This is a genomic window from Streptomyces cyaneofuscatus (assembly GCF_033109485.1).
GTDB lineage: Bacteria > Actinomycetota > Actinomycetes > Streptomycetales > Streptomycetaceae > Streptomyces > Streptomyces cyaneofuscatus.
In genome coordinates this window covers 6,556,570-6,579,431 of sequence record NZ_CP137002.1, presented here as the reverse complement: position 1 = coordinate 6,579,431, position 22,862 = coordinate 6,556,570, and the positions used below count along the sequence as shown (strand labels likewise).

The window sequence follows — 22,862 nt, the reverse complement described above, 5'->3', positions numbered from 1 at the left end:
TACGAGGACCTAGCCGACCGAACCCTCCATCTGCAGCTCGATCAGCCGGTTGAGCTCCAGGGCGTACTCCATGGGCAGCTCCTTCGCGATCGGCTCGACGAAGCCGCGCACGATCATCGCCATGGCCTCGAACTCGGTGAGTCCGCGGCTCATGAGGTAGAAGAGCTGGTCCTCGGAGACCTTGGAGACGGTCGCCTCGTGGCCCATCGACACGTCGTCCTCGCGGACGTCGACGTAGGGGTAGGTGTCCGAGCGGGAGATCGTGTCGACGAGCAGAGCGTCGCAGAGCACGTTGGACTTCGCGCCCGGCGCGCCCTCGCCGATCTCGATCAGACCGCGGTAGGACGTACGGCCGCCGCCTCGCGCCACCGACTTGGAGACGATGTTCGAGGAGGTGTTCGGCGCCATGTGGACCATCTTGGCGCCGGCGTCCTGGTGCTGGCCCTCGCCCGCGAAGGCGATGGAGAGGGTCTCACCCTTGGCGTGCTCGCCCATCAGGTAGATGGCCGGGTACTTCATGGTCACCTTGGAGCCGATGTTGCCGTCGACCCACTCCATGGTCGCGCCCTCGTAGGCCACGGCCCGCTTGGTGACCAGGTTGTAGACGTTGTTCGACCAGTTCTGGATCGTCGTGTAGCGGCAGCGGCCGCCCTTCTTCACGATGATCTCGACCACGGCGCTGTGCAGCGAGTCCGAGGAGTAGATCGGGGCGGTGCAGCCCTCGACGTAGTGGACGTAGGCGTCCTCGTCGACGATGATCAGCGTCCGCTCGAACTGGCCCATGTTCTCCGTGTTGATACGGAAGTAGGCCTGGAGCGGGATGTCCACGTGGACGCCCTTGGGCACGTAGATGAACGAGCCACCGGACCACACGGCCGTGTTCAGCGAGGCGAACTTGTTGTCGCCGACCGGGATGACGGTGCCGAAGTACTCCTTGAAGAGCTCCGGGTGCTCCTTCAGCGCGGTGTCGGTGTCCAGGAAGATGACGCCCTGCTCCTCCAGGTCCTCGCGGATCTGGTGGTAGACGACCTCGGACTCGTACTGCGCTGCGACACCGGCGACGAGGCGCTGCTTCTCCGCCTCCGGGATGCCGAGCTTGTCGTACGTGTTCTTGATGTCCTCGGGCAGGTCGTCCCAGGAGGCCGCCTGCTTCTCCGTGGAGCGCACGAAGTACTTGATGTTGTCGAAGTCGATGCCCGACAGGTCCGAGCCCCAGCTGGGCATGGGCTTCTTGTCGAAGAGCTTGAGGCCCTTGAGCCGCAGCTTCAGCATCCACTCGGGCTCGTTCTTCTTCTCCGAGATGTCGCGGACGACAGCCTCGGACAGGCCGCGCTTCGCCGCCGCGCCTGCCGCGTCGGAGTCGGCCCAGCCGAATTCGTACGTACCCAGACCCTCGAGCTCAGGGTGGGCAGTCTCCGTGGGGAGCGTCATGCGGGGTTCCTCCCGGCCGTGCTTGCAGATGCTGAATGGGTGGTCTGTGGGGGTGCTGCCTGGCCGCTGCGCGGCACATAGGTCGTGCACACGCCGTCGCCGTGGGCGAGGGTGGCCAGACGCTGCACATGGGTCCCGAGGAGGCTGGAGAAGAATTCCGTCTCCGCCTCGCACAGCTGTGGGAACTGCTCGGCGACATGCGCCACCGGGCAGTGGTGCTGGCACAGCTGCTCGCCCTGCTGCGGGCCCGGCGCGCTGCGCGCCGTAGCAGCGTACCCGTCGGCGCTCAGGGCCCTGGCGAGGGCCTCCGTGCGCTCTTCGGGCTCCGCGGCCTCGACCGCGGCGCGGTACGCCTCGCCCATCGCCGCCATCCGGGCACGGGCGAAGGCGGTGACCGCCTCGTCACCGCCGGACTCGGCGATGAACCGGAGGGCGTCCGCCGCCAGCTTGTCGTAGGACTGGTCGAAGGCGTCCCGGCCGCAGTCCGTCAGGGCGAACACCTTGGCGGGCCTGCCTCGGGTCCGCGCCCCGTAGACCCGCTGTTCACGGGCTTCGACGACATCGTCGGAGACGAGGGCGTCCAGGTGGCGGCGGACGGCGGCCTGGGTGAGGCCGAGGCGCTTGGCGAGGTCCGCGACGGTGGAGGGGCCATGGTCCAGGATGGAGCGCGCGACCCGGTTGCGCGTCGAGCGCTCACCGGTCGCGAGTTCCTCCTGAGGAGCCCGTCCGTCGTATTTCACAACACCATTGTTGCGTAATTCATTCGGCCCTGACAACCACGGTCCGGAACGATCTACGGTGTGGTTCGTCACTTAGGGTTACCTAATCTGGCCCCGGCAGAGGGACCACCGGAACCCCTGCCTAGACTTACGCGCCATGGAGAACGAGCCCGTCGTACAGGTCAAGGGCCTGGTGAAGCGGTACGGCACGAAGACCGCGGTGGACGGCCTCGATCTGGTCGTGGCGTCGGGCGCGGTGACGGCCGTCCTCGGCCCGAACGGCGCCGGGAAGACCACCACGATCGAGACCTGCGAGGGCTACCGCCGCCCCGACGCCGGCACCGTACGGGTCCTCGGACTCGACCCGGTCGCCGACGCGGAGCGGCTGCGCCCCCGGATCGGGGTCATGCTCCAGTCCGGCGGCGTCTACTCCGGCGCCCGCGCCGACGAGATGCTCCGCCACATGGCCAAGCTGCACGCCCACCCGCTGGACGTGGACGCCCTGATCGAGCGCCTCGGCCTCGGCTCCTGCGGCCGCACCACCTACCGGCGGCTCTCCGGCGGCCAGCAGCAGCGCCTCGCCCTGGCCCTCGCGGTCGTCGGCCGGCCCGAGCTGGTCTTCCTGGACGAGCCGACCGCCGGGCTCGACCCGCAGGCCCGCCGCTCCACCTGGGACCTGGTGCGCGAACTGCGCGGAGACGGCGTCTCCGTGGTGCTGACCACCCACTTCATGGACGAGGCCGAGGCGCTCGCCGACGACGTCGCGATCATCGACGCGGGCCGGGTCATCGCCCAGGGCTCCCCCGAGCAGCTCTGCCGGGGCGGCGCCGAGAACACCCTGCGCTTCACCGGCCGTACGGGGCTCGACCTCGGCTCCCTGGTCAAGGCGCTGCCCGACGGCTCCCAGGCCGCCGAGCCGCTCCCGGGGACGTACCGCATCACCGGGACCGTCGACCCGCAGCTGCTGGCCACCGTCACCTCCTGGTGCGCGCAGCACGGCGTGATGCCCGAGGGCATCTCGGTGGAGCGGCACACCCTGGAGGACGTCTTCCTCGAACTGACCGGCAAGGAGCTGCGCGCATGAGCGCCGGTACGTACACCCCGCGCCCCGGCGCCGCCCCGCTCCCCCGGATGATCGCCGCGCAGACGGCGCTGGAGACCCGGATGCTGCTGCGCAACGGGGAGCAGCTGCTGCTGACGGTGATCATCCCGACGCTGCTGCTCGTGCTGTTCAGCGCGGTCGACATCGTCGACACCGGCTCGGGCGCGTCGGTGGACTTCCTGGCCCCGGGCATCCTCGCGCTCGCGGTGATGTCGACGGCCTTCACCGGCCAGGCGATCGCCACCGGCTTCGAACGCCGTTACGGGGTCCTCAAGCGGCTCGGGGCCTCCCCGCTGCCCCGCTGGGCGCTGATGACGGCGAAGACCCTGTCGGTGCTGGTCACCGAGGTGCTCCAGGTGCTGCTGCTGACGGCGATCGCCTTCGCGCTGGGCTGGTCGCCGCAGGGCAACCCGCTCTCCGTGCTGCTGCTCCTGGTGCTGGGGACCGCCGCGTTCTCCGGGCTCGGGCTGCTGATGGCCGGGACGCTGAAGGCCGAGGCGACGCTCGCCGCCGCCAACCTGGTCTTCCTGCTGCTGCTGGTCGGCGGCGGGGTCATCGTGCCGCTGGACAAGTTCCCGGACGCGGTGCAGTCGGTGCTGGGGCTACTGCCCATCTCGGCGCTCTCCGAGGGGCTGCGGGACGTCCTCCAGCACGGCGCGTCGATGCCGTGGGGCCAGGCCGGGATCCTGGCGGTCTGGGCGGTGCTGGGGCTTGGCGCGGCGGCGAAGTTCTTCCGCTGGGAGTAGCCCCGGCAGCAGGGATCTCACGGGCAAGCCGCCACGAACCACCCCTCGTGAAATCATGCACAAGCCACGTCCTACGATGGTCCGCGTGGAAACCCCCATCACTGCCATCGCCAAGCGCTGGACGCCGTCCACCAAGGTGGTGAAGCGCGCCGCGCTCTCCGCCGTCCTGATGAGCGTCTTCATCATCGTGACCGGCGGTGCCGTCCGGCTGACCGGTTCGGGGCTCGGCTGCGACACCTGGCCCAAGTGCACCGACGACAGCCTCTTCGCTACGCCCGCGCAGGGCATGCACGGTGCGATCGAGTTCGGCAACCGGCTGCTGACGTACGTCCTGTCGGCCGCCGTCGGCTGGGCGATCATCGCCGTCAGTTCGATGAAGCCGCGCCGCCGCAAGGTGACCCGGCTGGCCTGGTCGCAGTTCTGGATCGTGCTCGGCAACGCCATCCTCGGCGGCATCACCGTCTGGGCGGGGCTCAACCCGTGGACGGTGGCCGGGCACTTCCTGCTCGCCAACCTGCTCCTCGCGGTCGCCGTGATCACCTGGGTCCGGATCTGCGAGGGCGACGGCCCGGCCCGCCCCCGCGCCCCCCTGCCGGTACGCCGCCTCTCCTGGGCGATCCTGGCGACCACCGTGGTCCTCATCGTGCTCGGCACCTCGGTGACCGGTTCCGGCAAGCACGCGGGCGACAGCAGCGACGTACCGCGGATGCCGTGGGACTGGTCGGCCGCCGCACACATCCACGCCATTGCCGCCTGGGTGGTCTGCGCGCTGGCCATCGCGATGTGGCTGGCCCTGCGGGTGGTTGACGCCCCCGCCGACACCCGGGCGCGCGCCCGTGACCTGCTGGTCGTGCTGCTCGCCCAGGGCGCGATCGGGTACGTGCAGTACTTCAGCGACGTCCCCGAGATCCTGGTCGGCGTCCATATGTTCGGCTCCGCCATCATGTGGATCGCCGTGGTCCGCCTGGTGCTGAGCATGCGCGAGCGCGGCGACGAGGAGCCGGCCACGCTGCCGGGCCCGTCCGCCTCCGCCGAGCAGCGGGAGTCGGCTCAGGCTCTCTGAACGGTTGTACGGAGAAGGGGCGGCGGGCAGATGCCCGCCGCCCCTTCTCCGTACGGCCGTTCAGCTGTCGTTGGACGGGCCGCCGACCTGGATCCCGGCCATCCGCGACCACTCGTACGGGCCCGTGCGGACCTTCAGCGCGAAGTCGCCGTCGAACTCCTCGTGCATCGTGATCCCGGACTTCTCCGCCGCGCTCTCGGCCACGGCGTACGTCGGAGCCACCAGGTCGCCCCAGGCGCCGTCCTGACCGACCAGGACGATGCGGGCGCCCGCCTGGCCGATGTAGGCGAGCTGCCCCTCGGCGCCGCCGTGCTCCTTGGCGAAGGACCCGATCTCACGGGCCAGCTTCGCCGCCCTGCGCTCCGCACGGGCCGCCTTCCTGGCGTCCGTCCGCGAGGTCTGCCCGGTCTCTGCTGCGTCTGCTGCCGTCTCTCCCATGGACAGGATGCTACCGACGGGTAGAGGGAACGGCGACGGGCGGGTCGCGTGGCTTGTGCCACGTGACCCGCCCGTCGAGGCCGGTGACCGGATGACTAGCGGAGGAAGGGGTCCACCGCGACGGCCAGGAAGAGCAGCGAGACGTAGGTGATGGACCAGTGGAACAGCCGCATCTCCTTGAGCTTGGCGCCGCTCACCCCGGCCCTGGCCCGGTTCTGCAGCCCGTGGGCCTCCCAGAGCCAGAAGCCGCCCGCCAGCAGCGCCACCGACAGGTAGAACCAGCCGGTGTAGCCCAGCGGGGTGAGCAGCAGCGAGACGCCGACCATCACCCAGCTGTAGATGACGATCTGCCGGGCCACCACCTGGTTGGAGGCGATGACCGGGAGCATCGGGACGCCGACCCGGGCGTAGTCGTCCTTCACCTTCATGGAGAGCGGCCAGTAGTGCGGCGGCGTCCAGAAGAAGATGACGGCGAAGAGGATGACGGCGGCCCAGGAGAGGGAGTTCGTCACGGAGGACCAGCCGATGAGCACCGGCAGGCAGCCGGCGATGCCGCCCCAGATGATGTTCTGGGAGGTGCGGCGCTTCAGCAGCATCGTGTAGACGACGACGTAGAAGAGCAGCGCTCCGAGAGCGAGCGCGGCCGACAGCCAGTTGACGAGCAGTCCGAACCAGAGCGTCGAGATCACCGCGAGGGCGATACCGAAGGCCAGACACTCGCGCGGGCTGACCATCCCGGTGACCAGCGGACGCTGCGACGTGCGGTCCATCAGCGCGTCGATGTCGCGGTCGATGTACATGTTCAGCGCGTTGGCGCCGCCCGCCGAGAGATAGCCACCCAGCGTGGTGGCGAGCACCAGCCACAGGTCGGGCACGCCCTGGGCGGCGAGGAACATCACCGGAACGGTGGTGATGAGCAACAGCTCGATGATCCGTGGCTTGGTAAGCGCCACGAACGCCTTGACACGGGCCCCGAACGGGCGATGGCCCCCTGGGCTGGGAGTCAAGGCGACCCCTGCGGGTCGGGACTCGACGGCCGTCACGCACACCCCTGACAGAGAAATCCCAGCAAGCTCCGGGCCGGAAAGGCCCTTGTGAAGACTTGCGCGAACTCGACCACTCTAGACGTTGGGGATACACCGCCCTTCGCGGGGGTGGGGTCGTGTTGAGGGTGACTGTGCGATGTACGGAGTCCGTCCGCCGGGAGGCGAAGTGCGCGGGCCGCCCGCACCCTGGAAAGTGCTCGGGAAGTGTGCCCCGCGGCGGGGGTAGGCTCGGCAACGCCCGGTGCGGTAACAGTCACCGGCTTACAACAGTGGAGAGGAGCCCTGACTCAGGGTGAGCAACAAGCCGACCACCACAGACCTCCAGTGGACCGATTTGGACCAGCGGGCCGTGGACACCGCCCGCGTCCTCGCCGCGGACGCCGTACAGAAAGTCGGAAACGGCCACCCGGGTACGGCCATGAGCCTGGCTCCCGCCGCGTACACCCTGTTCCAGAAAGTCATGCGGCACGACCCCGCGGACGCGGAGTGGACCGGCCGCGACCGGTTCGTCCTCTCGGCGGGCCACTCCAGCCTGACCCTGTACATCCAGCTCTACCTCGCCGGTTACGGCCTGGAGCTGGACGACCTGAAGGCGTTCCGGACCTGGGGCTCCAAGACCCCGGGCCACCCGGAGTACGGGCACACCACCGGTGTCGAGACGACGACCGGCCCGCTGGGCCAGGGTGTCGCCAACGCGGTGGGCATGGCCATGGCCGCCCGCTACGAGCGCGGCCTGTTCGACCCCGAGGCTGCCCCCGGCACCTCGCCCTTCGACCACACGGTCTGGGTCATCGCCGGTGACGGCTGCCTCCAGGAGGGCATCTCGGCCGAAGCGTCCTCACTGGCCGGCCACCAGAAGCTGGGCAACCTGGTCCTGCTCTGGGACGACAACCACATCTCCATCGAGGGCGACACGGAGACCGCGGTCTCCGAGGACACCCTGAAGCGGTACGAGGCGTACGGCTGGCACGTCCAGCGTGTCGAGCAGGCGCCCAACGGTGACCTGGACCCGGCGGGTCTGTACGCGGCGCTCCAGGCGGCCAAGGCCGAGACCGAGCGCCCCTCGTTCATCGCGGCCCGCTCGATCATCGCCTGGCCCGCCCCCAACGCCCAGAACACCGAGGCGGCCCACGGCTCGGCGCTCGGCGACGAGGAGATCGCGGCGACCAAGCGGGTCCTCGGCTTCGACCCGGAGCAGACCTTCGAGGTCTCCGACGCGGTCATCGGCCACACCCGCGAGGCCCTGGACCGCGGCCGCGAGGCCCGTGCCGAGTGGGACAAGTCGTTCGCCGCGTGGCGCACCGCCAACCCGGAGCGCGCCGCCGACTTCGACCGGATCGCCGCGGGCGAGCTGCCCGCGGGCTGGGAGGAGAAGCTCCCGGTCTTCGAGCCCGGCAAGTCCCTGGCCACCCGTGCCGCCTCCGGCAAGGTGCTCCAGGCGCTCGGCGATGTCGTGCCCGAGCTGTGGGGCGGCTCCGCCGACCTGGCCGGCTCGAACAACACCACGATCGACAAGACGTCGTCGTTCCTCCCGGTCGGCAACCCGCTGCCGGAGGCCGACCCGTACGGCCGCACGATCCACTTCGGGATCCGCGAGCACGCGATGGCCGCCGCGATGAACGGCATCGCGCTGCACGGCAACACCCGCATCTACGGCGGCACCTTCCTGGTGTTCTCCGACTACATGCGCAACGCGGTGCGGCTCTCCGCACTGATGCACCTGCCGGTGACGTACGTGTGGACGCACGACTCGATCGGCCTCGGCGAGGACGGCCCGACCCACCAGCCGGTGGAGCACCTGGCCGCGCTGCGCGCCATCCCGGGCCTGAACGTCGTGCGCCCGGCCGACGCCAACGAGACCGCCATCGCCTGGCGCGAGATCCTGCGCCGCTACACCAAGGAGTTCGGCGTGGGCGCCCCGCACGGTCTGGCGCTGACCCGCCAGGGCGTGCCGACGTACGAGGCGAACGAGGACGCGGCCAAGGGCGGTTACGTCCTGTTCGAGGCCGAGGGTGGCGAGCCGCAGGTGCTGCTCATCGCGACCGGCTCCGAGGTCCATGTCGCCGTCGAGGCGCGCGAGCAGCTCCAGGCGGCCGGTGTGCCGACCCGGGTCGTCTCGATGCCGTCCGTCGAGTGGTTCGAGGAGCAGGATCAGGGTTACAAGGAGAGCGTGCTCCCGCCGTCGGTCAAGGCGCGCGTCGCCGTCGAGGCGGGCATCGGCCTGACCTGGTACCGGTACGTCGGGGACGCCGGCCGGATCGTCTCGCTGGAGCACTTCGGTGCTTCGGCCGACGCGAAGGTCCTCTTCCGCGAGTTCGGCTTCACCGCCGAGAACGTGGCCGCCGTAGCGCGGGAATCCCTCGAAGCCGCAGCGCGCTGACGCCGTATATACGACGTAGATATACGACTAGTAGGAGATGCAACCCATGACAGACGCACTCAAGCGCCTCTCCGACGAGGGCGTGGCGATCTGGCTCGACGACCTGTCGCGCAAGCGGATCACGTCCGGCAACCTGGCCGAGCTGATCGACCAGAGCCACGTCGTCGGCGTCACCACCAACCCGTCGATCTTCCAGAAGGCGATCTCCTCGGGCGACGGTTACGAGCAGCAGCTCACCGACCTCGCCGCCCGCAAGGTCACCGTCGAGGAAGCCCTGCGCATGATCACGACGGCGGACGTCCGCGACGCCGCCGACATCCTGCGCCCGGTCTTCGACGCGACCGGCGGCCAGGACGGCCGGGTCTCCATCGAGGTCGACCCGCGCCTGGCGCACAACACCCTGGCCACCGTCGCCGAGGCCAAGCAGCTGGCGTGGCTGGTCGACCGGCCGAACACGCTCATCAAGATCCCGGCGACCAAGGCCGGTCTCCCGGCGATCACCGAGACCATCGGCCGGGGCATCAGCGTCAACGTGACGCTGATCTTCTCGCTGGAGCGCTACCGCGCGGTCATGGACGCCTACCTGGCGGGCCTGGAGAAGGCGAAGGCCGCGGGCCTGGACCTCTCCAAGATCCACTCGGTGGCGTCCTTCTTCGTGTCCCGCGTGGACACCGAGATCGACAAGCGCCTGGACGCCATCGGCTCCGACGAGGCGAAGGCCGCCAAGGGCAAGTCCGCCCTGGCCAACGCGCGCCTGGCCTACGAGGCGTACGAGGAGGTCTTCTCCTCCGACCGCTGGGCCCCGCTGGACAAGGCGCAGGCCAACAAGCAGCGCCCGCTCTGGGCCTCCACCGGCGTCAAGGACCCGTCCCTCAAGGACACCCTGTACGTCGACGACCTCGTCGCCCCCAACACGGTGAACACCATGCCGGAGGCGACCCTGGAGGCCGTGGCCGACCACGGCGAGATCACCGGCAACACCGTCGCCGGCGGTTACGACCAGGCCCGCGCCGACCTCGACGCGATCAAGAAGCTCGGCATCTCGTACGACGACGTCGTGCAGGTGCTGGAGGACGAGGGCGTCGAGAAGTTCGAGGCGTCCTGGAACGACCTGCTCAAGTCGACCGAGGCGGAGCTCTCGCGCCTCGCCCCCTCGGAGGGCTGACCACTTTGTCTGCTGTTCCCGGAGCCAACCCGCTCCGTGACGCACAGGACCGACGGCTCCCGCGTATCGCGGGGCCGTCGGGCCTGGTCATCTTTGGCGTCACGGGCGATTTGTCCCGTAAAAAGCTGATGCCTGCTGTCTACGACCTGGCCAACCGCGGCCTGCTGCCACCGGGCTTCTCGCTCATCGGCTTCGCGCGCCGCGACTGGGAGGACGAGGACTTCGCCCAGGTCGTCCACGACGCCGTCAAGGAGCACGCCCGTACGCCGTTCCGCGAGGAGGTCTGGCAGCAGCTCATCCAGGGGATGCGCTTCGTCCAGGGCAACTTCGACGACGACGAGGCGTTCGAGACGCTGAAGGCGACCATCCAGGAGCTCGACAAGGCGCAGGGGACGGGCGGCAACTTCGCCTTCTACCTCTCCGTGCCGCCGAAGTTCTTCCCCAAGGTCGTCCAGCAGCTCAAGAAGCACGGCCTGGCCGACCAGAAGGAGGGCTCCTGGCGGCGTGCCGTCATCGAGAAGCCCTTCGGCCACGACCTGGCCAGCGCGCAGGAGCTCAACCAGCTCGTGCACGACGTCTTCCCGCCCAACGAGGTCTTCCGGATCGACCACTACCTGGGGAAGGAGACGGTCCAGAACATCCTGGCGCTGCGGTTCGCCAACACGATGTGGGAGCCGATCTGGAACCGGTCCTACGTCGACCACGTACAGATCACGATGGCCGAGGACATCGGCATCGGCGGCCGGGCCGGCTACTACGACGGCATCGGCGCCGCCCGTGACGTCATCCAGAACCACCTGCTCCAGCTGCTGGCGCTGACCGCGATGGAGGAGCCCGGCTCCTTCCACCCGAAGGCCCTGGTCGCCGAGAAGCTCAAGGTGCTCACCGCCGTCGAGCTGCCCGAGGACCTGGGTCTGCACACCGTGCGCGCCCAGTACGAGCACGCCTGGCAGGGCGGCCAGGAGGTCCTCGGCTACTGCGAGGAGGAGGGCATCGACCCCAAGTCGACGACCGACACCTTCGCCGCGATCAAGCTGACGATCAACAACCGCCGCTGGGCGGGCGTGCCGTTCTACCTCCGTACCGGAAAGCGGCTCGGCCGCCGGGTCACGGAGATCGCGGTCGTCTTCAAGCGCGCGCCCTACCTGCCCTTCGAGTCCGGCGCCACGGAGGAGCTCGGCGGCAACGCCCTGGTCATCCGGGTCCAGCCGGACGAGGGCGTCACCGTGCGCTTCGGCTCCAAGGTGCCCGGCACCTCGATGGAGGTCCGGGACGTCACGATGGACTTCGCGTACGGGGAGTCCTTCACGGAGTCCAGCCCGGAGGCGTACGAGCGGCTCCTGCTGGACGTGCTGCTCGGCGACGCCAACCTCTTCCCGCGCCACCAGGAGGTCGAGCTCTCCTGGACCATCCTCGACCCGATCGAGGAGTACTGGGACAAGCACGGCAAGCCCGCGAAGTACGCGGCCGGCACCTGGGGTCCGGCCGAGGCCGACGAGATGCTCGCACGTGACGGACGGAGCTGGAGGCGGCCATGAAGATCGATCTCACGGAAACCACATCCAGCAAGATCAACCAGGCGTTGGTCTCGGCCCGCCGGGCCATCGGCACTCCCGCCATCGGCATGGTGCTCACGCTGGTCATCGTCACCGACGAGGAGAACGCGTACGACGCGCTCAAGTCGGCCGGTGACGCCTCCCGCGAGCACCCCTCGCGGATCATCGCGGTGATCAAGCGGGTCAGCCGCTCGCCGCGCGCCCGCCGGGACGCCCGGCTCGACGCGGAGGTCCGGGTCGGCTCCGACGCCGGGACCGGCGAGACGGTCGTCCTGCGCCTCCACGGCGAACTGGCCAACCACGCCCAGTCGGTGGTGCTCCCGCTGCTGCTCCCCGACGCCCCGGTCGTCGTGTGGTGGCCCGAGGACGCGCCCGCCGACGCCGCGAAGGACCCGCTGGGCGCGCTCGCCCAGCGCCGGATCACCGACGGCTACTCCGCCGAGCGCCCGCTCGACGAGCTGGCGGTGCGGGCGGCGACGTACAGCCCCGGCGACACCGACCTGTCGTGGACCCGGATCACACCGTGGCGCTCGATGCTGGCCGCGGCGCTGGACCAGCAGCCCGCGCAGGTCATCGGCGTCACCGTCGAGGGCGAGAGCGACAACCCGAGCTGCGAGCTGCTCGCGATGTGGCTCGCGGACCGGCTCGCCGTCCCGGTGGAGCGCACGTACTCCGGCGGCCCGGGGCTGACCGCCGTCCGGATGGAGACGAAGAACGGCGTCATCGTCCTCGACCGGGCCGACGGCTCGCTGGCCACGCTCTCCATGCAGGGCCAGCCGGACCGCGCCGTGGCGCTCAAGCGCCGCGACACGGCCGAGCTGCTGGCGGAGGAGCTGCGCCGGCTCGACCCCGACAACACCTACGAGTCCGCGGTGAAGTTCGGGGTGGAGAAGCTCCACACGGGCGGCGAGGCAAAGGCGGCCACTGCGGAGAAGCCCGCGGCGGAGGGCGAGCAGAAGGCGCCTGCCGCGAAGAAGGCCCCGGCGAAGAAGGCGGCCGCCAAGTGACGCCTCCTCAGCTGGTCGTGCACCGCGACAAGGAGCTGATGGCGCAGGCCGCGGCGGCCCGGCTGATCACGAAGATCGTGGACGCCCAGGCCGCCCGGGGCCACGCCTCGGTGGTGCTGACCGGCGGGCGCAACGGCAACGGCCTGCTGGCCGCGCTCACCGCCGCGCCCGCCCGGGACGCGGTCGACTGGGCGCGCCTGGACCTGTGGTGGGGCGACGAGCGGTTCCTGCCCGAGGGCGACCCCGAGCGGAACATCACCCAGGCCCGTGAGGCGCTGCTGGACGCGGTGCCCCTCGACCCGGCCCGGGTGCACGCGATGCCCGCGTCCGACGGCCCGTACGGCAAGGACGTGGACGAGGCGGCAGCGGCGTACGCGGCCGAACTGGCCGCCGCCGCGGGGCCGGAGGACCACGGCTCGGTGCCGTCGTTCGACGTGCTGATGCTGGGCGTCGGCCCGGACACGCATGTCGCCTCGCTCTTCCCGGAGCTGCCCGCGGTACGGGAGACCGAGCGCACCGTCGTCGGTGTGCACGGGGCCCCCAAACCGCCGCCGGTCCGCGTCTCGCTCACGCTCCCCGCGATCCGCGCGGCGCGTGAGGTGTGGCTGCTGGCGGCGGGCGAGGACAAGGCGGAGGCGGCGGCGATCGCCCTGTCCGGGGCCGGGGAGATCCAGGCCCCGGCGGCGGGCGCGTACGGCCGCAGCAGGACACTGTGGCTGCTGGACGCGGCGGCGGCCTCGCAGTTGCCGCGCGCGCTGTATCCACCGGCGTCCGCCTGATAGTTGCGTATGACGAGGCCCGGCCCGCTTTTTCTCAGCGGGCCGGGCCTCGTGCGTGAAAAGCTCGCGCCCATGGTGCATATCGGAACTGTGGTGATGGGCGCGAGCGACGTACGACGGGCGGCCGCCTTCTGGAAGGCGGCGCTCACCTACACCGAGCGGGAGCCGGGGACGGACGAGTGGGTGGTGCTGGTCCCGGTCGAAGGGCCCGGCGTCGGCGTGGCGCTGGGGCGCTCCGCCTCCCCCGTGCAGGAGGTCCCCCGGGTCCACCTCGACCTCTACTCCGACGAGCAGGAGGCCGAGGTGGAGCGGCTGATCGGGCTGGGCGCCGAGCGGGTCGCGTGGGAGCTCTACCCGCCGGACCCGGACTTCGTGGTCCTCGCCGACCCCGAGGGCAACCGCTTCTGCGTCATCGACACGACGCACAACGCCTGAGGGGCCCGCAGATCAGAGGATGACCTGGTCGGTGCCCTGCTCCAGCTTGGTGATCGCGGCCCGGCAGGCGCCGACGAAGCGGTCGAAGACCGGCGTCGTGGAGCCGGCCCGGCCCGGCCGGGTGTTGTTCGTGAACATGGCGGCGCGCAGCTCCGTGGTGAGCTCCAGCTGGCCGCCCTTGGAGAGCATGGTGCGGTTGACGGGGTTGGTGGGGTTGACGCCGGCCAGGTCCGGCGTCTCGTTCCCGTCCCGCCAGGCGATGCCCACCTTGTCGAACTCGGCCTTGAGCAGGGTCTTGAAGCGGGTGTTGAGCCCGCCGACCACCACGGCCTGCGGGACGGTGCCCGCCTGTGCCGACGTACAGCCGTGCAGGCTCAGGACGTTGAGGCTGGAGGCCGCCATGGAGATGGCGACGTGGTCGTCGCAGTTCTTGGCGGTGACGTGCAGGTCGCGGTTGCCGGAGGAGCGCAGTCCCTCGAACATCCAGTAGTCGTGCACGCCGTGGCCGTCCTGGAGCGGGGCGAGCGTGGCCGGGTGGTAACCGGCTATGCCGAGGCACAGTTCGGAGGTGCCGGTCTCGATGCCGCCGCCGTGCAGGGCCATGACGGTGGTCCGGTTGTACGGGTATCTCTGCGGCGTCGAGTGGTCGGCGTACTCGTGTCTCTTGTAGCGGCGGGCGAACTCGACGCCCTCCTGCCCGGCGAGCTTCTTGTAGAGGTCGGTGTTGGAGGTGTAGATGTCCAGGTCGTCCGTGGCGTGGGCGGGCGTCGCGGTGAGCGAGCCGAGCAGCGGGCCGCCGACAGCGGCGGTGGCCAGGGCGGTGAGGACCGTACGACGGTGGGTGAAGGTCATGATCACTATCGTCGCCCACACGGGGACGGGAGCCCAGACGGCCGGTTGTGCCGTCCGTCACGGGCCGGGGCGCACATCCCGCTCCAGCACATCCCGCTCCAGGAAGGGCTCCAGCAGCCCGGGGACGGCCTCGGCGGCGAAGGTGAGGCCCTCGGCCGCATCGGTGTCGTACGCCGAGTACGCGCCCCCTCCGGCGGCCGTGGTGGCCGTGAGGGTGAGCAGCCCCGCCCGCCGCTGGAAGTACGACTGCTTGACGGTCCAGCCGATCACCCCGGCCCGCTCCAGGGCGGCGGTGGAGCGGCGGAGCGTGCCGGAGCGGGTGACCAGGTAGCGGCCGGAGAGCGCGTGGCCGAGGTTCCGGTACGCGTCCAGGGCCAGCGCCACCGCGAGCGGCAGGAACACCACCGCGCAGCCGAGCGCGATCCACAGGAGTACGGGGGTGAGGAGCGCCCCGAGGAGGGTGAGCAGCAGGACCGGGGCGAGGGCGGCGGCGAGCGACCAGCGCAGCCGGCGGCCCCGGGCGGCGCGCGGGTGGCGGGTCAGCGGGGCGCCGGTCGGGGTGGCCTCCTCGCGCAGTATCGCGGCGGCGACGGAGTCGGCCAGCGGGCGCGGCACCGCCGGGAGGACCGTGTTGTGGTCGGCGTTCTTCGACTCGTCGTCCTGGGCGAGCCCGGTGGTGATGGCGTCCAGCCGGGCGGCGCCGACCAGCCGTACGCCGAGGGGTTCGACCAGGTCCACACCGCGCAGCCGGGCCTCCTCGACGGAGATGGACCGGGAGGTGAACAGCCCGCGCCGGACCCGGATGGTGCCGCCGGGCTCGCGCTCCAGGCGGTAGTTCCACCACATCTCGATCCAGAGGCCGAGCGCCCCGACGACACCCGCGGCCAGGGCGGCCGCGACGAGGGTGACGATCACCCACAGGAGCGGGGTCTCCTGGAAGCGGTCGCCGACCCAGGCGATGACCTCGCCCTGCGCGCCCACCCAGTCGCTGATCTGCATGACGGCCCCGACGGCCGCGCCGCCGAGCATGGGGGCGACGAAGGAGACCGGTGCGTAGCGGATCCAGCGGGGGTCCAGCGTGGCCAGTTCGCCGTCGCGGTGTTCCCCGGTCCGGGGCGTGGTGGCGCGTTCCAGCAGGAGGAGGCGGAGCCGTTCGCCCTCGGCGCGGGTGACCGGGTCCAGCTCCAGGGTGGAGTCGCTGCCGTGCTCGCCGGTGCCGATCCTGACGGTGACGAGGCCCAGGAGGCGCAGCAGCAGGTTGGCGGTGAGGTCGACGGTGCGGATGCGCTCGCGGGCCAGGGAGCGGCGCTTGACGAGGAGGAGGCCGGTGTGGAGGTCGACGCGCTCCTCGCCGATCCGGTAGCGGGTGCGGTGCCAGCGGACCCGGTCGGCGCCCGCCGCGACCCCGATGACGCCGACGGCCGCGGCGAGCGCCCAGAGCACCGCGCCGGGGAGCCCGAGCCAGCGGGCGAGGCCGAGGACGGCGGGCACGGCGGCACCCGCGACGACGCCCGCGACGACGAGGGCGGTGACCAGGACCGTACGCGGGTCGAGGCGGCGCCATCCGTCCTCGGGGGCGTACGGGGTTTGCGGGGTACTCATGTGGCGTCGCCGGGGGTGGCGCGGGTGATGCGGGTGAGCCGCTCGGCCAGTTCGGCGGCGACCTCGTGGTCCAGGCCCTCGATCCGTACCGCGCCCTTGGAGGACGCGGTGGTGACCGTGACGGTGGCGAGCCGGTGGAGCTGTTCCAGCGGGCCGCGCACGGTGTCCACGGTCTGGATCCGGGACATCGGCGCGATCCGCCACTCCTGCCAGAAGAACCCGGTGCGTACGTACACCGCGTCCTCGGTGACCTCCCAGCGGTGGGTGCGGAACCACCAGACGGGGAGGAGGGCGGCGGCCCCACCGCCCGCCGCGGCGAGAACCACGGCGGGCAGCAGCAGCCAGAAGCGGGCGGGCTCGATGAGCGCGCCCAGGACGGCCAGCGGGACGACGGGTACCGCCGTCATGAGCAGCCACTGGAGCCGCCACCAGCCGACGACCCGCTCGTTCAGCGTGTTGCGCGGCGGCCGCAGCCGTATCTCCGCCGTCCCCTCCCCCTCCGGCATGGGCTCAGCGCCCCCGCAGCGTGCGGTAGGCGGTGACCAGGGCGGCGGTGGAGCTGTCGAGTTCCCCGGTGGAGGCCTCCCCGGTCAGGACGGGCTCGATCTTCTTGGCGAGGACCTTGCCGAGTTCGACGCCCCACTGGTCGAAGGAGTCGATGTTCCAGATGGCGCCCTGGACGAAGACCTTGTGCTCGTAGAGCGCGATGAGCTGGCCGAGGACCGAGGGGGTCAGCCTGTCGGCGAGGATCGTGGTCGTCGGGTGGTTGCCGCGGAACGTCTTGTGCGGGACGAGCTCCTCCGGCACGCCCTCCGCGCGGACCTCGTCGGGCGTCTTGCCGAAGGCGAGCGCCTGGGTCTGGGCGAAGAAGTTGGCCATCAGCAGGTCGTGCTGGGCGATCAGGCCGGGCAGCAGGTCGTGGACCGGGGCGGCGAAGCCGATGAAGTCCGCCGGGATCAGCTTGGTGCCCTGGTGGATCAACTGGTAGTACGCGTGCTGCCCGTTGGTGCCGGGGGTGCCCCAGACGACCGGTCCGGTCTGCCAGTCGACGCGGTCGCCCTCGCGGTCGACGGACTTGCCGTTGGACTCCATGTCGAGCTGCTGGAGGTAGGCGGTGAACTTCGACAGGTAGTGGCTGTAGGGCAGCACCGCGTGCGACTGGGCGTCGAAGAAGTTGCCGTACCAGACGCCGAGGAGGCCGAGCAGGAGCGGGGCGTTGTCCTCGGCGGGGGCGGTGCGGAAGTGCTCGTCGACGAGGTGGAAGCCGTCGAGCATCTCACGGAACCGGTCCGGACCGATGGCGATCATCAGCGAGAGGCCGATCGCGGAGTCGTAGGAGTAGCGGCCGCCGACCCAGTCCCAGAACTCGAACATGTTGGCCGTGTCGATGCCGAACTCTTCGACCTTCTCCGCGTTGGTCGACAGCGCCACGAAGTGCTTGGCGACGGCGTCCTGGCCGGCCCGCAGCTCGGTGAGGAGCCAGTCCCGGGCGGAGGTGGCGTTGGTGATCGTCTCGATGGTGGTGAACGTCTTCGAGGCGACGATGAACAGCGTCTCGGCGGGGTCCAGGTCGCGGACGGCCTCGTGGAGGTCGGCGCCGTCGACGTTGGAGACGAACCGGACGGTGAGCGAGCGGTCCGTGAAGGAGCGCAGCACCTCGTACGCCATGGCGGGGCCGAGGTCGGAGCCGCCGATGCCGATGTTGACGATGTTCTTGATGGGCTTGCCGGTGTGGCCGGTCCACTCGCCCGCCCGGACCTTGTCGGCGAAGGCGGCCATCTTGTCCAGGACGGCGTGCACGGCGGGCACGACGTTCTCGCCGTCGACCTCGATCACCGCTCCGCGCGGAGCGCGCAGCGCGGTGTGCAGGACGGCCCGGTCCTCGGTGGTGTTGATCTTCTCCCCGCGGAACATCGCGTCCCGCAGCTCCGCGACCCCGGTGGCGGCGGCGAGCTCGCGCAGCAGGCGCAGCGTCTCGTCGGTGACCAGGTGCTTGGAGTAGTCGAGGTGGAGGTCGCCGACCCGGAGGGTGTAGGCGGTGCCCCGGTCCGGCTGCTGCGCGAACAGCTCGCGCAGCTGGGCCGCGCCGAACTCCTCACGGTGCTTGGCGAGAGCGGTCCACTCGGGGGTCTGGTTGAGCTTGGTTCGGCTTGCTGCGTTCATCCCGGATATCAGCCCACTTCTTCTTGTACGTCAGCATCCCCGCTGCCCCTCCAACCTAATTGATCGAGGAGGCGGGTGGCGCGGACGCGGGCCACGGCGCGGAAAAGCACTCCGGCCGGACACCCGTGGGGTGTCCGGCCGGTGAACGACTGGGGTGGTCCGTGGAGCTGCGCGGAACGTCAGATCTCGCCGCGGAGCTTGGCGAGGGCCTCGGCGAGGATGGCCTCCCCGTCCTCGTCGCTGCGCCGCTCGCGTACGTACGCGAGGTGCGTCTTGTACGGCTCGGTGCGGGGCGGGTCCGGGGGGCTGTCCTTGTCCTGGCCGGCCGGGAAGCCGCAGCGCGGGCAGTCCCAGGTGTCCGGCACCTGCGCGTCATGGGCGAAGCTCGGCTGCGTCTCGTGCCCGTTCGAGCACCAGAAGGAGATGCGGAGGCGCGGCGCGGACTCGCCCCGCTCGGCCTCACCCATCGGCCCCGCTCCGACCCGGCTTCCCCGGATCGCGTTGCCACTTGCCACGGTCGTAACTCCCTGCCTGATGGTGCTCGACGAAGCCCCAGTCTACGTAAGGCCCAACGCGCGTCCAGTGAAAGGAGTTACACCCTCACCGGCAATCGCGGGCGTCGGGTCAGTCGCCCAGCTTGACCAGCAGACCGAGGACGACGACGCATGCGAACCAGACCAGGCCCACCACGACGGTGATGCGGTCGAGGTTACGTTCGGCGACGGAGGAGCCACCGACGGACGACTGCATTCCGCCACCGAACATGTCGGAGAGGCCGCCGCCCTTGCCCTTGTGCATGAGCACCAGCAGCATCAGCAGCAGGCTGAAGACGATCAGAGCGATCTGGAACGCCATAACCACGGCTGGTCCCTACTTTCAGAATTCTCGACTACTGCCTGTACGTACAGCGGGGGCCGGAGGGTGGCAACCCCCTCGGCCCCCGCAAGGGTACGACGGATCCGCGCTACCGCATACTCACTGGTCGCGGAAGCGAACGATCTTGACGAACTCGTCGGCGTCCAGCGCGGCGCCGCCGATCAGGGCGCCGTCCACGTCGGGCTGGGCCATAATGGCCGCCACGTTGCCGGACTTCACCGAGCCGCCGTACTGGATACGGACGGCGTCGGCCAGCTCCGGCGAGTACAGCTCGGCCAGCCGGCGGCGGATCGCACCGCAGACCTCCTGGGCGTCCTCGGGGGTGGCGACCTCGCCGGTCCCGATCGCCCAGACCGGCTCGTAGGCGATGACGATGGACTCGGCCTGCTCGGCCGGGATGTCCTTCAGGCCGCCGTCGAGCTGCGCGAGGGTGTACGCGACCTGGTCACCGGCCTTGCGGATGTCCAGGCCCTCGCCGACGCAGAGGATCGGGGTCAGCCCGTGCTTGTAGGCGGCCTTCACCTTGGCGTTGCAGATCTCGTCGCTCTCGCCGTGGTACTGGCGGCGCTCGCTGTGGCCGACGGCCACGTAGGTGCAGCGCAGCTTGGCGAGCATGGCGCCGGAGATCTCCCCGGTGTACGCGCCGGAGTCGTGCGCCGAGATGTCCTGGGCGCCGTACTTGATCTTCAGCTTGTCGCCGTCCACCAGGGTCTGCACGGAGCGCAGGTCGGTGAAGGGCGGCAGGACGGCGACCTCGACGGCGTCGTAGTCCTTGTCGGCCAGGGCGAAGGAGAGCTTCTGGACGTGGGCGATGGCCTCGAGGTGGTTGAGGTTCATCTTCCAGTTGCCCGCCATCAGCGGGGTGCGGGTGGTCATTGAGGTTCAGTCCTCCAGTGCGGCGAGGCCGGGAAGCGTCTTGCCCTCGAGGTATTCGAGGCTGGCGCCGCCACCGGTCGAAATATGTCCGAAAGCATTCTCGTCGAAGCCCAGGATGCGGACGGCCGCGGCGGAGTCGCCACCGCCGACGACGCTGAAGGCCGGGGAGTCGACGAGCGCCTGGGCGACCGCGCGGGTGCCGTCGGCGAAGTCGGGGTGCTCGAAGACGCCCATCGGGCCGTTCCAGAAGACGGTGGCCGCGTCGGCGAGCTTCGATGCGTAGAGCTTGTTGGTCTCCGGCCCGTTGTCCAGACCCATCTGACCGGCCGGGATGGCGTCGGCGGCGACGGTGGTGGCGTCGGCCGGGGCCTTGGTCTTCAGATCGGGGAAGGCGGGGGCGACGACGACGTCGACCGGGAGGACGAACTCCACGCCCTTCTCCGCCGCGCGCCGCAGGTACTCCTGTACGGCGGGGATCTGGTCCTCCTGGAGCAGCGAGCTGCCGACCTCGTGGCCCTGGGCCTTGAGGAAGGTGTACGCCATGCCGCCGCCGATCAGGATGCGGTCGGCCCGCTCCAGCAGGTGGTCGATGACGCCGAGCTTGTCGGAGACCTTGGCCCCGCCGAGGACGACGGCGTACGGGCGCTGGACGTCGGTGGTGAGCTTCTTCAGCACGCCGACCTCGGTGGCGATGAGGTAGCCCGCGTAGTGCGGCAGCCGCGCCGGGAGGTCGTACACGGAGGCGTGCTTGCGGTGTACGGCCCCGAAGCCGTCGCCCACGTACACGTCGGCGAGCTCGGCCAGCTGGTCGGCGAAGGCGCCGCGCTCGGCGTCGTCCTTGGAGGTCTCACCGGCGTTGAAGCGGAGGTTCTCGACGACGGCGACCTGGCCGTCGGTGAGGCCCGCGACGACGGAGCGGGCGGAGTCGCCGACGGTGTCGGTCGCGAAGGCGACGTCGGCACCGAGGAGTTCACCGAGGCGCGCGGCGGCGGGCGCCAGCGAGAACGCCGGGTCCGGGGCGCCCTTGGGGCGGCCGAGGTGCGAGGCGACGACGACGCGCGCGCCGGCCTCGGCGAGCTTGGCGACCGTCGGCAGGACGGCGCGGATGCGGCCGTCGTCGGTGATGGTGGTGCCGTCCAGCGGCACGTTGAGGTCGGCGCGGACGAATACCCGCCTGCCGGCGACCCCTTCGGTGAGAAGTTCGTCGATCGTCTTCATCTGGTCTTCCGTTACTCCTTGCAAGGGCGGATGAACATGCTAAGAGGCCCGACCGGCGCTTCGTTGCGCCGGTCGAGCCCCTTCACTCACATCGTTGTGCCTGCCGACCCGAGGGTCAGAGCTGCTCGCCGACGAAGACCGTGAGGTCGACGAGGCGGTTGGAGTAGCCCCACTCGTTGTCGTACCAGCCGAGGATCTTCACCGTGTTCCCCTCCTGGACCATGGTCAGGGAGGAGTCGAAGGTGCAGGACGACGGGTCGCCGACGATGTCCGAGGAGACGATCGGGTCCTCGGTGTACGTCAGGAAGCCCTTGAGGGCGCCGTCGTCGGCGGCCTTCTTGAACGCGGCGTTGACCTCGTCCTTGGTGACCTCGCGGTCCAGGGTGACGACGAGGTCGGTGGCGGAGCCGGTCGGGACCGGGACGCGCATCGCGATGCCGTCGAGCTTGCCCTTGAGCTGCGGGAGGACCAGGGCGGTGGCCTTGGCGGCGCCGGTCGTCGTCGGGATGATGTTCTCGGCGGCGGCACGGGCGCGGCGCAGGTCCGAGTGCGGGAAGTCCAGGATGCGCTGGTCGTTGGTGTACGCGTGGACCGTCGTCATCAGGCCCTTGACGATGCCGAAGTTCTCGTCGAGAACCTTGGCCATCGGCGCCACACAGTTGGTGGTGCAGGAGGCGTTGGAGATGACGTGGTGGTTGGCCGCGTCGTACTTGTCCTGGTTGACGCCCATCACGATGGTGATGTCCTCGTCCTTGGCCGGAGCCGAGATGAGGACCTTCTTGGCGCCACCGGCGATGTGCTTCTCCGCGTCGGCCTTCTTGGTGAAGATGCCGGTCGACTCGATGACGATGTCGACGCCCAGCTCACCCCAGGGGATGTCGGCCGGGTTGCGCTCGGAGAGCACCTTGATGGTGTGGCCGTCGACCGTGATGGTGTCGGCGGTGTGGCTGACCTCTGCCTTGAGACGACCCAGGATGGTGTCGTACTTCAGCAGGTGGGCCGTGGTCGCAGTGTCACCCAGGTCGTTGACAGCCACGATCTCGATGTCCGCACCCTGCTCCAGCAGCGCGCGGAAGTAGTTGCGACCGATGCGGCCAAAGCCGTTGATGCCTACGCGGATCGTCACGAACCGATCTCCTCGTATAGGTACGCCGGTTTTCGACGCCGGCGAGTTGTATAGGGATGTCCCCGACCGCCTCCGACCCTACCCCTCCATGGGCTCCGGGGTGACATCGAGAGGGGCCGTACGCGCCACCGGGATACGCCGGGAGGCCCGTACTCCCCAGTAGGGTCACGGGCCTCCGTTCACGCTTCAGGACCTTGGTCCCGGTGCGGCCAGGGACGTTGGTCCCGGGCCGCCGCTCGGGACGTTGATCCCGGGCCGCCACCCGGGGCATCGATCCCGGGC

22 protein-coding genes are annotated in these 22,862 nt (G+C 70.3%); 9 read left to right on the top strand and 13 right to left on the bottom strand.

The genetic code is table 11. The features are described 5' to 3' along the window. Positions 1-9: 9 nt before the first annotated feature. Both sufB and R2B67_RS28945 read right to left on the bottom strand, forming a co-directional pair. Positions 10-1,431 carry a Fe-S cluster assembly protein SufB gene (gene sufB, locus R2B67_RS28950; protein WP_109977242.1) on the bottom strand — a complete coding sequence of 474 codons (1,422 nt, stop codon included), beginning with the start codon at positions 1,429-1,431 and terminating at the stop codon, positions 10-12. Further along, complete coding sequence (locus tag R2B67_RS28945; protein WP_237325273.1) at positions 1,428-2,171, bottom strand: helix-turn-helix transcriptional regulator; 744 nt, start codon at positions 2,169-2,171, stop codon at positions 1,428-1,430. The genes sufB and R2B67_RS28945 overlap by 4 nt, the downstream gene beginning before the upstream one ends. A gap of 136 nt (positions 2,172-2,307) precedes the next feature. Between R2B67_RS28945 and R2B67_RS28940 the strand changes: the two genes are divergently transcribed. The 3 genes from R2B67_RS28940 (at position 2,308) to R2B67_RS28930 (ending at position 5,061) form a co-directional block, all read left to right on the top strand. Next, positions 2,308-3,234, top strand: a complete 927-nt coding sequence (locus R2B67_RS28940; RefSeq protein ID WP_018512162.1) for an ABC transporter ATP-binding protein — start codon at positions 2,308-2,310, stop codon at positions 3,232-3,234. Continuing rightward, positions 3,231-3,998 (top strand): ABC transporter permease, encoded by a 768-nt coding sequence (locus R2B67_RS28935; protein ID WP_317822161.1) that lies wholly within the window; start codon positions 3,231-3,233, stop codon positions 3,996-3,998. Before R2B67_RS28940 ends, R2B67_RS28935 begins: the two co-directional genes overlap by 4 nt. A gap of 76 nt (positions 3,999-4,074) precedes the next feature. Next, positions 4,075-5,061 (top strand): COX15/CtaA family protein, encoded by a 987-nt coding sequence (locus R2B67_RS28930; RefSeq protein ID WP_317822159.1) that lies wholly within the window; start codon positions 4,075-4,077, stop codon positions 5,059-5,061. A gap of 60 nt (positions 5,062-5,121) precedes the next feature. On the opposite strand, the gene R2B67_RS28925 is transcribed toward R2B67_RS28930, so the two are convergent. Together R2B67_RS28925 and R2B67_RS28920 are read right to left on the bottom strand one after the other, a co-directional pair. After that, a complete protein-coding gene (locus R2B67_RS28925) occupies positions 5,122-5,499 on the bottom strand; it encodes a hypothetical protein (protein WP_018512159.1) in 378 nt (125 codons plus the stop codon). A 95-nt stretch (positions 5,500-5,594) separates the two neighbouring features. Further along, on the bottom strand, positions 5,595-6,548 hold the full coding sequence (locus tag R2B67_RS28920; RefSeq protein ID WP_043184826.1) for a heme o synthase: 954 nt from the start codon (positions 6,546-6,548) through the stop codon (positions 5,595-5,597). 289 nt (positions 6,549-6,837) lie between these two features. Here R2B67_RS28920 and tkt point away from each other — a divergent pair, with 289 nt between their 5' ends. The 6 genes from tkt to R2B67_RS28890 all read left to right on the top strand — a co-directional run bounded on the left by tkt (position 6,838) and on the right by R2B67_RS28890 (position 13,867). Further along, positions 6,838-8,925, top strand: a complete 2,088-nt coding sequence (gene tkt / locus R2B67_RS28915) for a transketolase (RefSeq protein ID WP_317822155.1) — start codon at positions 6,838-6,840, stop codon at positions 8,923-8,925. 46 nt (positions 8,926-8,971) lie between these two features. Further along, positions 8,972-10,090, top strand: a complete 1,119-nt coding sequence (gene tal, locus R2B67_RS28910; protein WP_161265352.1) for a transaldolase — start codon at positions 8,972-8,974, stop codon at positions 10,088-10,090. Positions 10,091-10,095: 5 nt separating this feature from the next. Beyond that, positions 10,096-11,628, top strand: a complete 1,533-nt coding sequence (zwf, locus tag R2B67_RS28905) for a glucose-6-phosphate dehydrogenase (RefSeq protein ID WP_018512155.1) — start codon at positions 10,096-10,098, stop codon at positions 11,626-11,628. Beyond that, positions 11,625-12,653: a glucose-6-phosphate dehydrogenase assembly protein OpcA gene (gene opcA / locus R2B67_RS28900; protein WP_317822153.1), complete on the top strand. Its 1,029-nt coding sequence runs from the start codon at positions 11,625-11,627 to the stop codon at positions 12,651-12,653. The genes zwf and opcA overlap by 4 nt, the downstream gene beginning before the upstream one ends. Next, on the top strand, positions 12,650-13,432 hold the full coding sequence (gene pgl / locus R2B67_RS28895) for a 6-phosphogluconolactonase (protein WP_317822152.1): 783 nt from the start codon (positions 12,650-12,652) through the stop codon (positions 13,430-13,432). Before opcA ends, pgl begins: the two co-directional genes overlap by 4 nt. Positions 13,433-13,504: 72 nt before the next feature. Continuing rightward, positions 13,505-13,867 carry a VOC family protein gene (locus tag R2B67_RS28890; RefSeq protein ID WP_317822151.1) on the top strand — a complete coding sequence of 121 codons (363 nt, stop codon included), beginning with the start codon at positions 13,505-13,507 and terminating at the stop codon, positions 13,865-13,867. A 12-nt stretch (positions 13,868-13,879) separates the two neighbouring features. Here the strand turns inward: R2B67_RS28890 and R2B67_RS28885 are convergent, their stop codons facing one another. The 9 genes from R2B67_RS28885 to gap all read right to left on the bottom strand — a co-directional run bounded on the left by R2B67_RS28885 (position 13,880) and on the right by gap (position 22,580). Further along, positions 13,880-14,719 carry a poly-gamma-glutamate hydrolase family protein gene (locus R2B67_RS28885; RefSeq protein ID WP_317822150.1) on the bottom strand — a complete coding sequence of 280 codons (840 nt, stop codon included), beginning with the start codon at positions 14,717-14,719 and terminating at the stop codon, positions 13,880-13,882. Between the two features lie 57 nt (positions 14,720-14,776). Further along, positions 14,777-16,321 (bottom strand): PH domain-containing protein, encoded by a 1,545-nt coding sequence (locus R2B67_RS28880; RefSeq protein ID WP_317822148.1) that lies wholly within the window; start codon positions 16,319-16,321, stop codon positions 14,777-14,779. Then, positions 16,318-16,827, bottom strand: a complete 510-nt coding sequence (locus tag R2B67_RS28875; protein ID WP_317822147.1) for a PH domain-containing protein — start codon at positions 16,825-16,827, stop codon at positions 16,318-16,320. Before R2B67_RS28875 ends, R2B67_RS28880 begins: the two co-directional genes overlap by 4 nt. Before the next feature lie 4 nt (positions 16,828-16,831). Continuing rightward, a complete protein-coding gene (gene pgi, locus R2B67_RS28870; protein WP_317822146.1) occupies positions 16,832-18,484 on the bottom strand; it encodes a glucose-6-phosphate isomerase in 1,653 nt (550 codons plus the stop codon). A gap of 179 nt (positions 18,485-18,663) precedes the next feature. After that, positions 18,664-18,999, bottom strand: a complete 336-nt coding sequence (locus R2B67_RS28865) for an RNA polymerase-binding protein RbpA (protein ID WP_073217477.1) — start codon at positions 18,997-18,999, stop codon at positions 18,664-18,666. Positions 19,000-19,108: 109 nt separating this feature from the next. Beyond that, positions 19,109-19,339: a preprotein translocase subunit SecG gene (gene secG, locus R2B67_RS28860; RefSeq protein ID WP_018512146.1), complete on the bottom strand. Its 231-nt coding sequence runs from the start codon at positions 19,337-19,339 to the stop codon at positions 19,109-19,111. 120 nt (positions 19,340-19,459) lie between these two features. Further along, on the bottom strand, positions 19,460-20,236 hold the full coding sequence (tpiA, locus tag R2B67_RS28855) for a triose-phosphate isomerase (protein WP_317822138.1): 777 nt from the start codon (positions 20,234-20,236) through the stop codon (positions 19,460-19,462). A 6-nt stretch (positions 20,237-20,242) separates the two neighbouring features. After that, positions 20,243-21,454, bottom strand: a complete 1,212-nt coding sequence (locus R2B67_RS28850) for a phosphoglycerate kinase (protein ID WP_317822137.1) — start codon at positions 21,452-21,454, stop codon at positions 20,243-20,245. Positions 21,455-21,569: 115 nt separating this feature from the next. Continuing rightward, positions 21,570-22,580, bottom strand: a complete 1,011-nt coding sequence (gap, locus tag R2B67_RS28845; protein ID WP_018512143.1) for a type I glyceraldehyde-3-phosphate dehydrogenase — start codon at positions 22,578-22,580, stop codon at positions 21,570-21,572. Positions 22,581-22,862 lie beyond the last annotated feature (282 nt).

Excerpts from the sequence above, each read along its gene's own strand:
- sufB (WP_109977242.1), bottom strand. The coding sequence starts at position 1,431 with ATGACGCTCCCCACGGAGACTGCCCACCCTGAGCTCGAGGGTCTGGGT.
- R2B67_RS28940 (WP_018512162.1), top strand. The coding sequence starts at position 2,308 with ATGGAGAACGAGCCCGTCGTACAGGTCAAGGGCCTGGTGAAGCGGTAC.
- R2B67_RS28935 (WP_317822161.1), top strand. The coding sequence starts at position 3,231 with ATGAGCGCCGGTACGTACACCCCGCGCCCCGGCGCCGCCCCGCTCCCC.
- R2B67_RS28930 (WP_317822159.1), top strand. The coding sequence starts at position 4,075 with ATGGTCCGCGTGGAAACCCCCATCACTGCCATCGCCAAGCGCTGGACG.
- R2B67_RS28925 (WP_018512159.1), bottom strand. The coding sequence starts at position 5,499 with ATGGGAGAGACGGCAGCAGACGCAGCAGAGACCGGGCAGACCTCGCGG.
- tal (WP_161265352.1), top strand. The coding sequence starts at position 8,972 with ATGACAGACGCACTCAAGCGCCTCTCCGACGAGGGCGTGGCGATCTGG.
- opcA (WP_317822153.1), top strand. The coding sequence starts at position 11,625 with ATGAAGATCGATCTCACGGAAACCACATCCAGCAAGATCAACCAGGCG.
- R2B67_RS28890 (WP_317822151.1), top strand. The coding sequence starts at position 13,505 with ATGGTGCATATCGGAACTGTGGTGATGGGCGCGAGCGACGTACGACGG.
- R2B67_RS28885 (WP_317822150.1), bottom strand. The coding sequence starts at position 14,719 with ATGACCTTCACCCACCGTCGTACGGTCCTCACCGCCCTGGCCACCGCC.
- R2B67_RS28880 (WP_317822148.1), bottom strand. The coding sequence starts at position 16,321 with ATGAGTACCCCGCAAACCCCGTACGCCCCCGAGGACGGATGGCGCCGC.
- R2B67_RS28875 (WP_317822147.1), bottom strand. The coding sequence starts at position 16,827 with ATGCCGGAGGGGGAGGGGACGGCGGAGATACGGCTGCGGCCGCCGCGC.
- pgi (WP_317822146.1), bottom strand. The coding sequence starts at position 18,484 with ATGAACGCAGCAAGCCGAACCAAGCTCAACCAGACCCCCGAGTGGACC.
- secG (WP_018512146.1), bottom strand. The coding sequence starts at position 19,339 with ATGGCGTTCCAGATCGCTCTGATCGTCTTCAGCCTGCTGCTGATGCTG.
- tpiA (WP_317822138.1), bottom strand. The coding sequence starts at position 20,236 with ATGACCACCCGCACCCCGCTGATGGCGGGCAACTGGAAGATGAACCTC.
- R2B67_RS28850 (WP_317822137.1), bottom strand. The coding sequence starts at position 21,454 with ATGAAGACGATCGACGAACTTCTCACCGAAGGGGTCGCCGGCAGGCGG.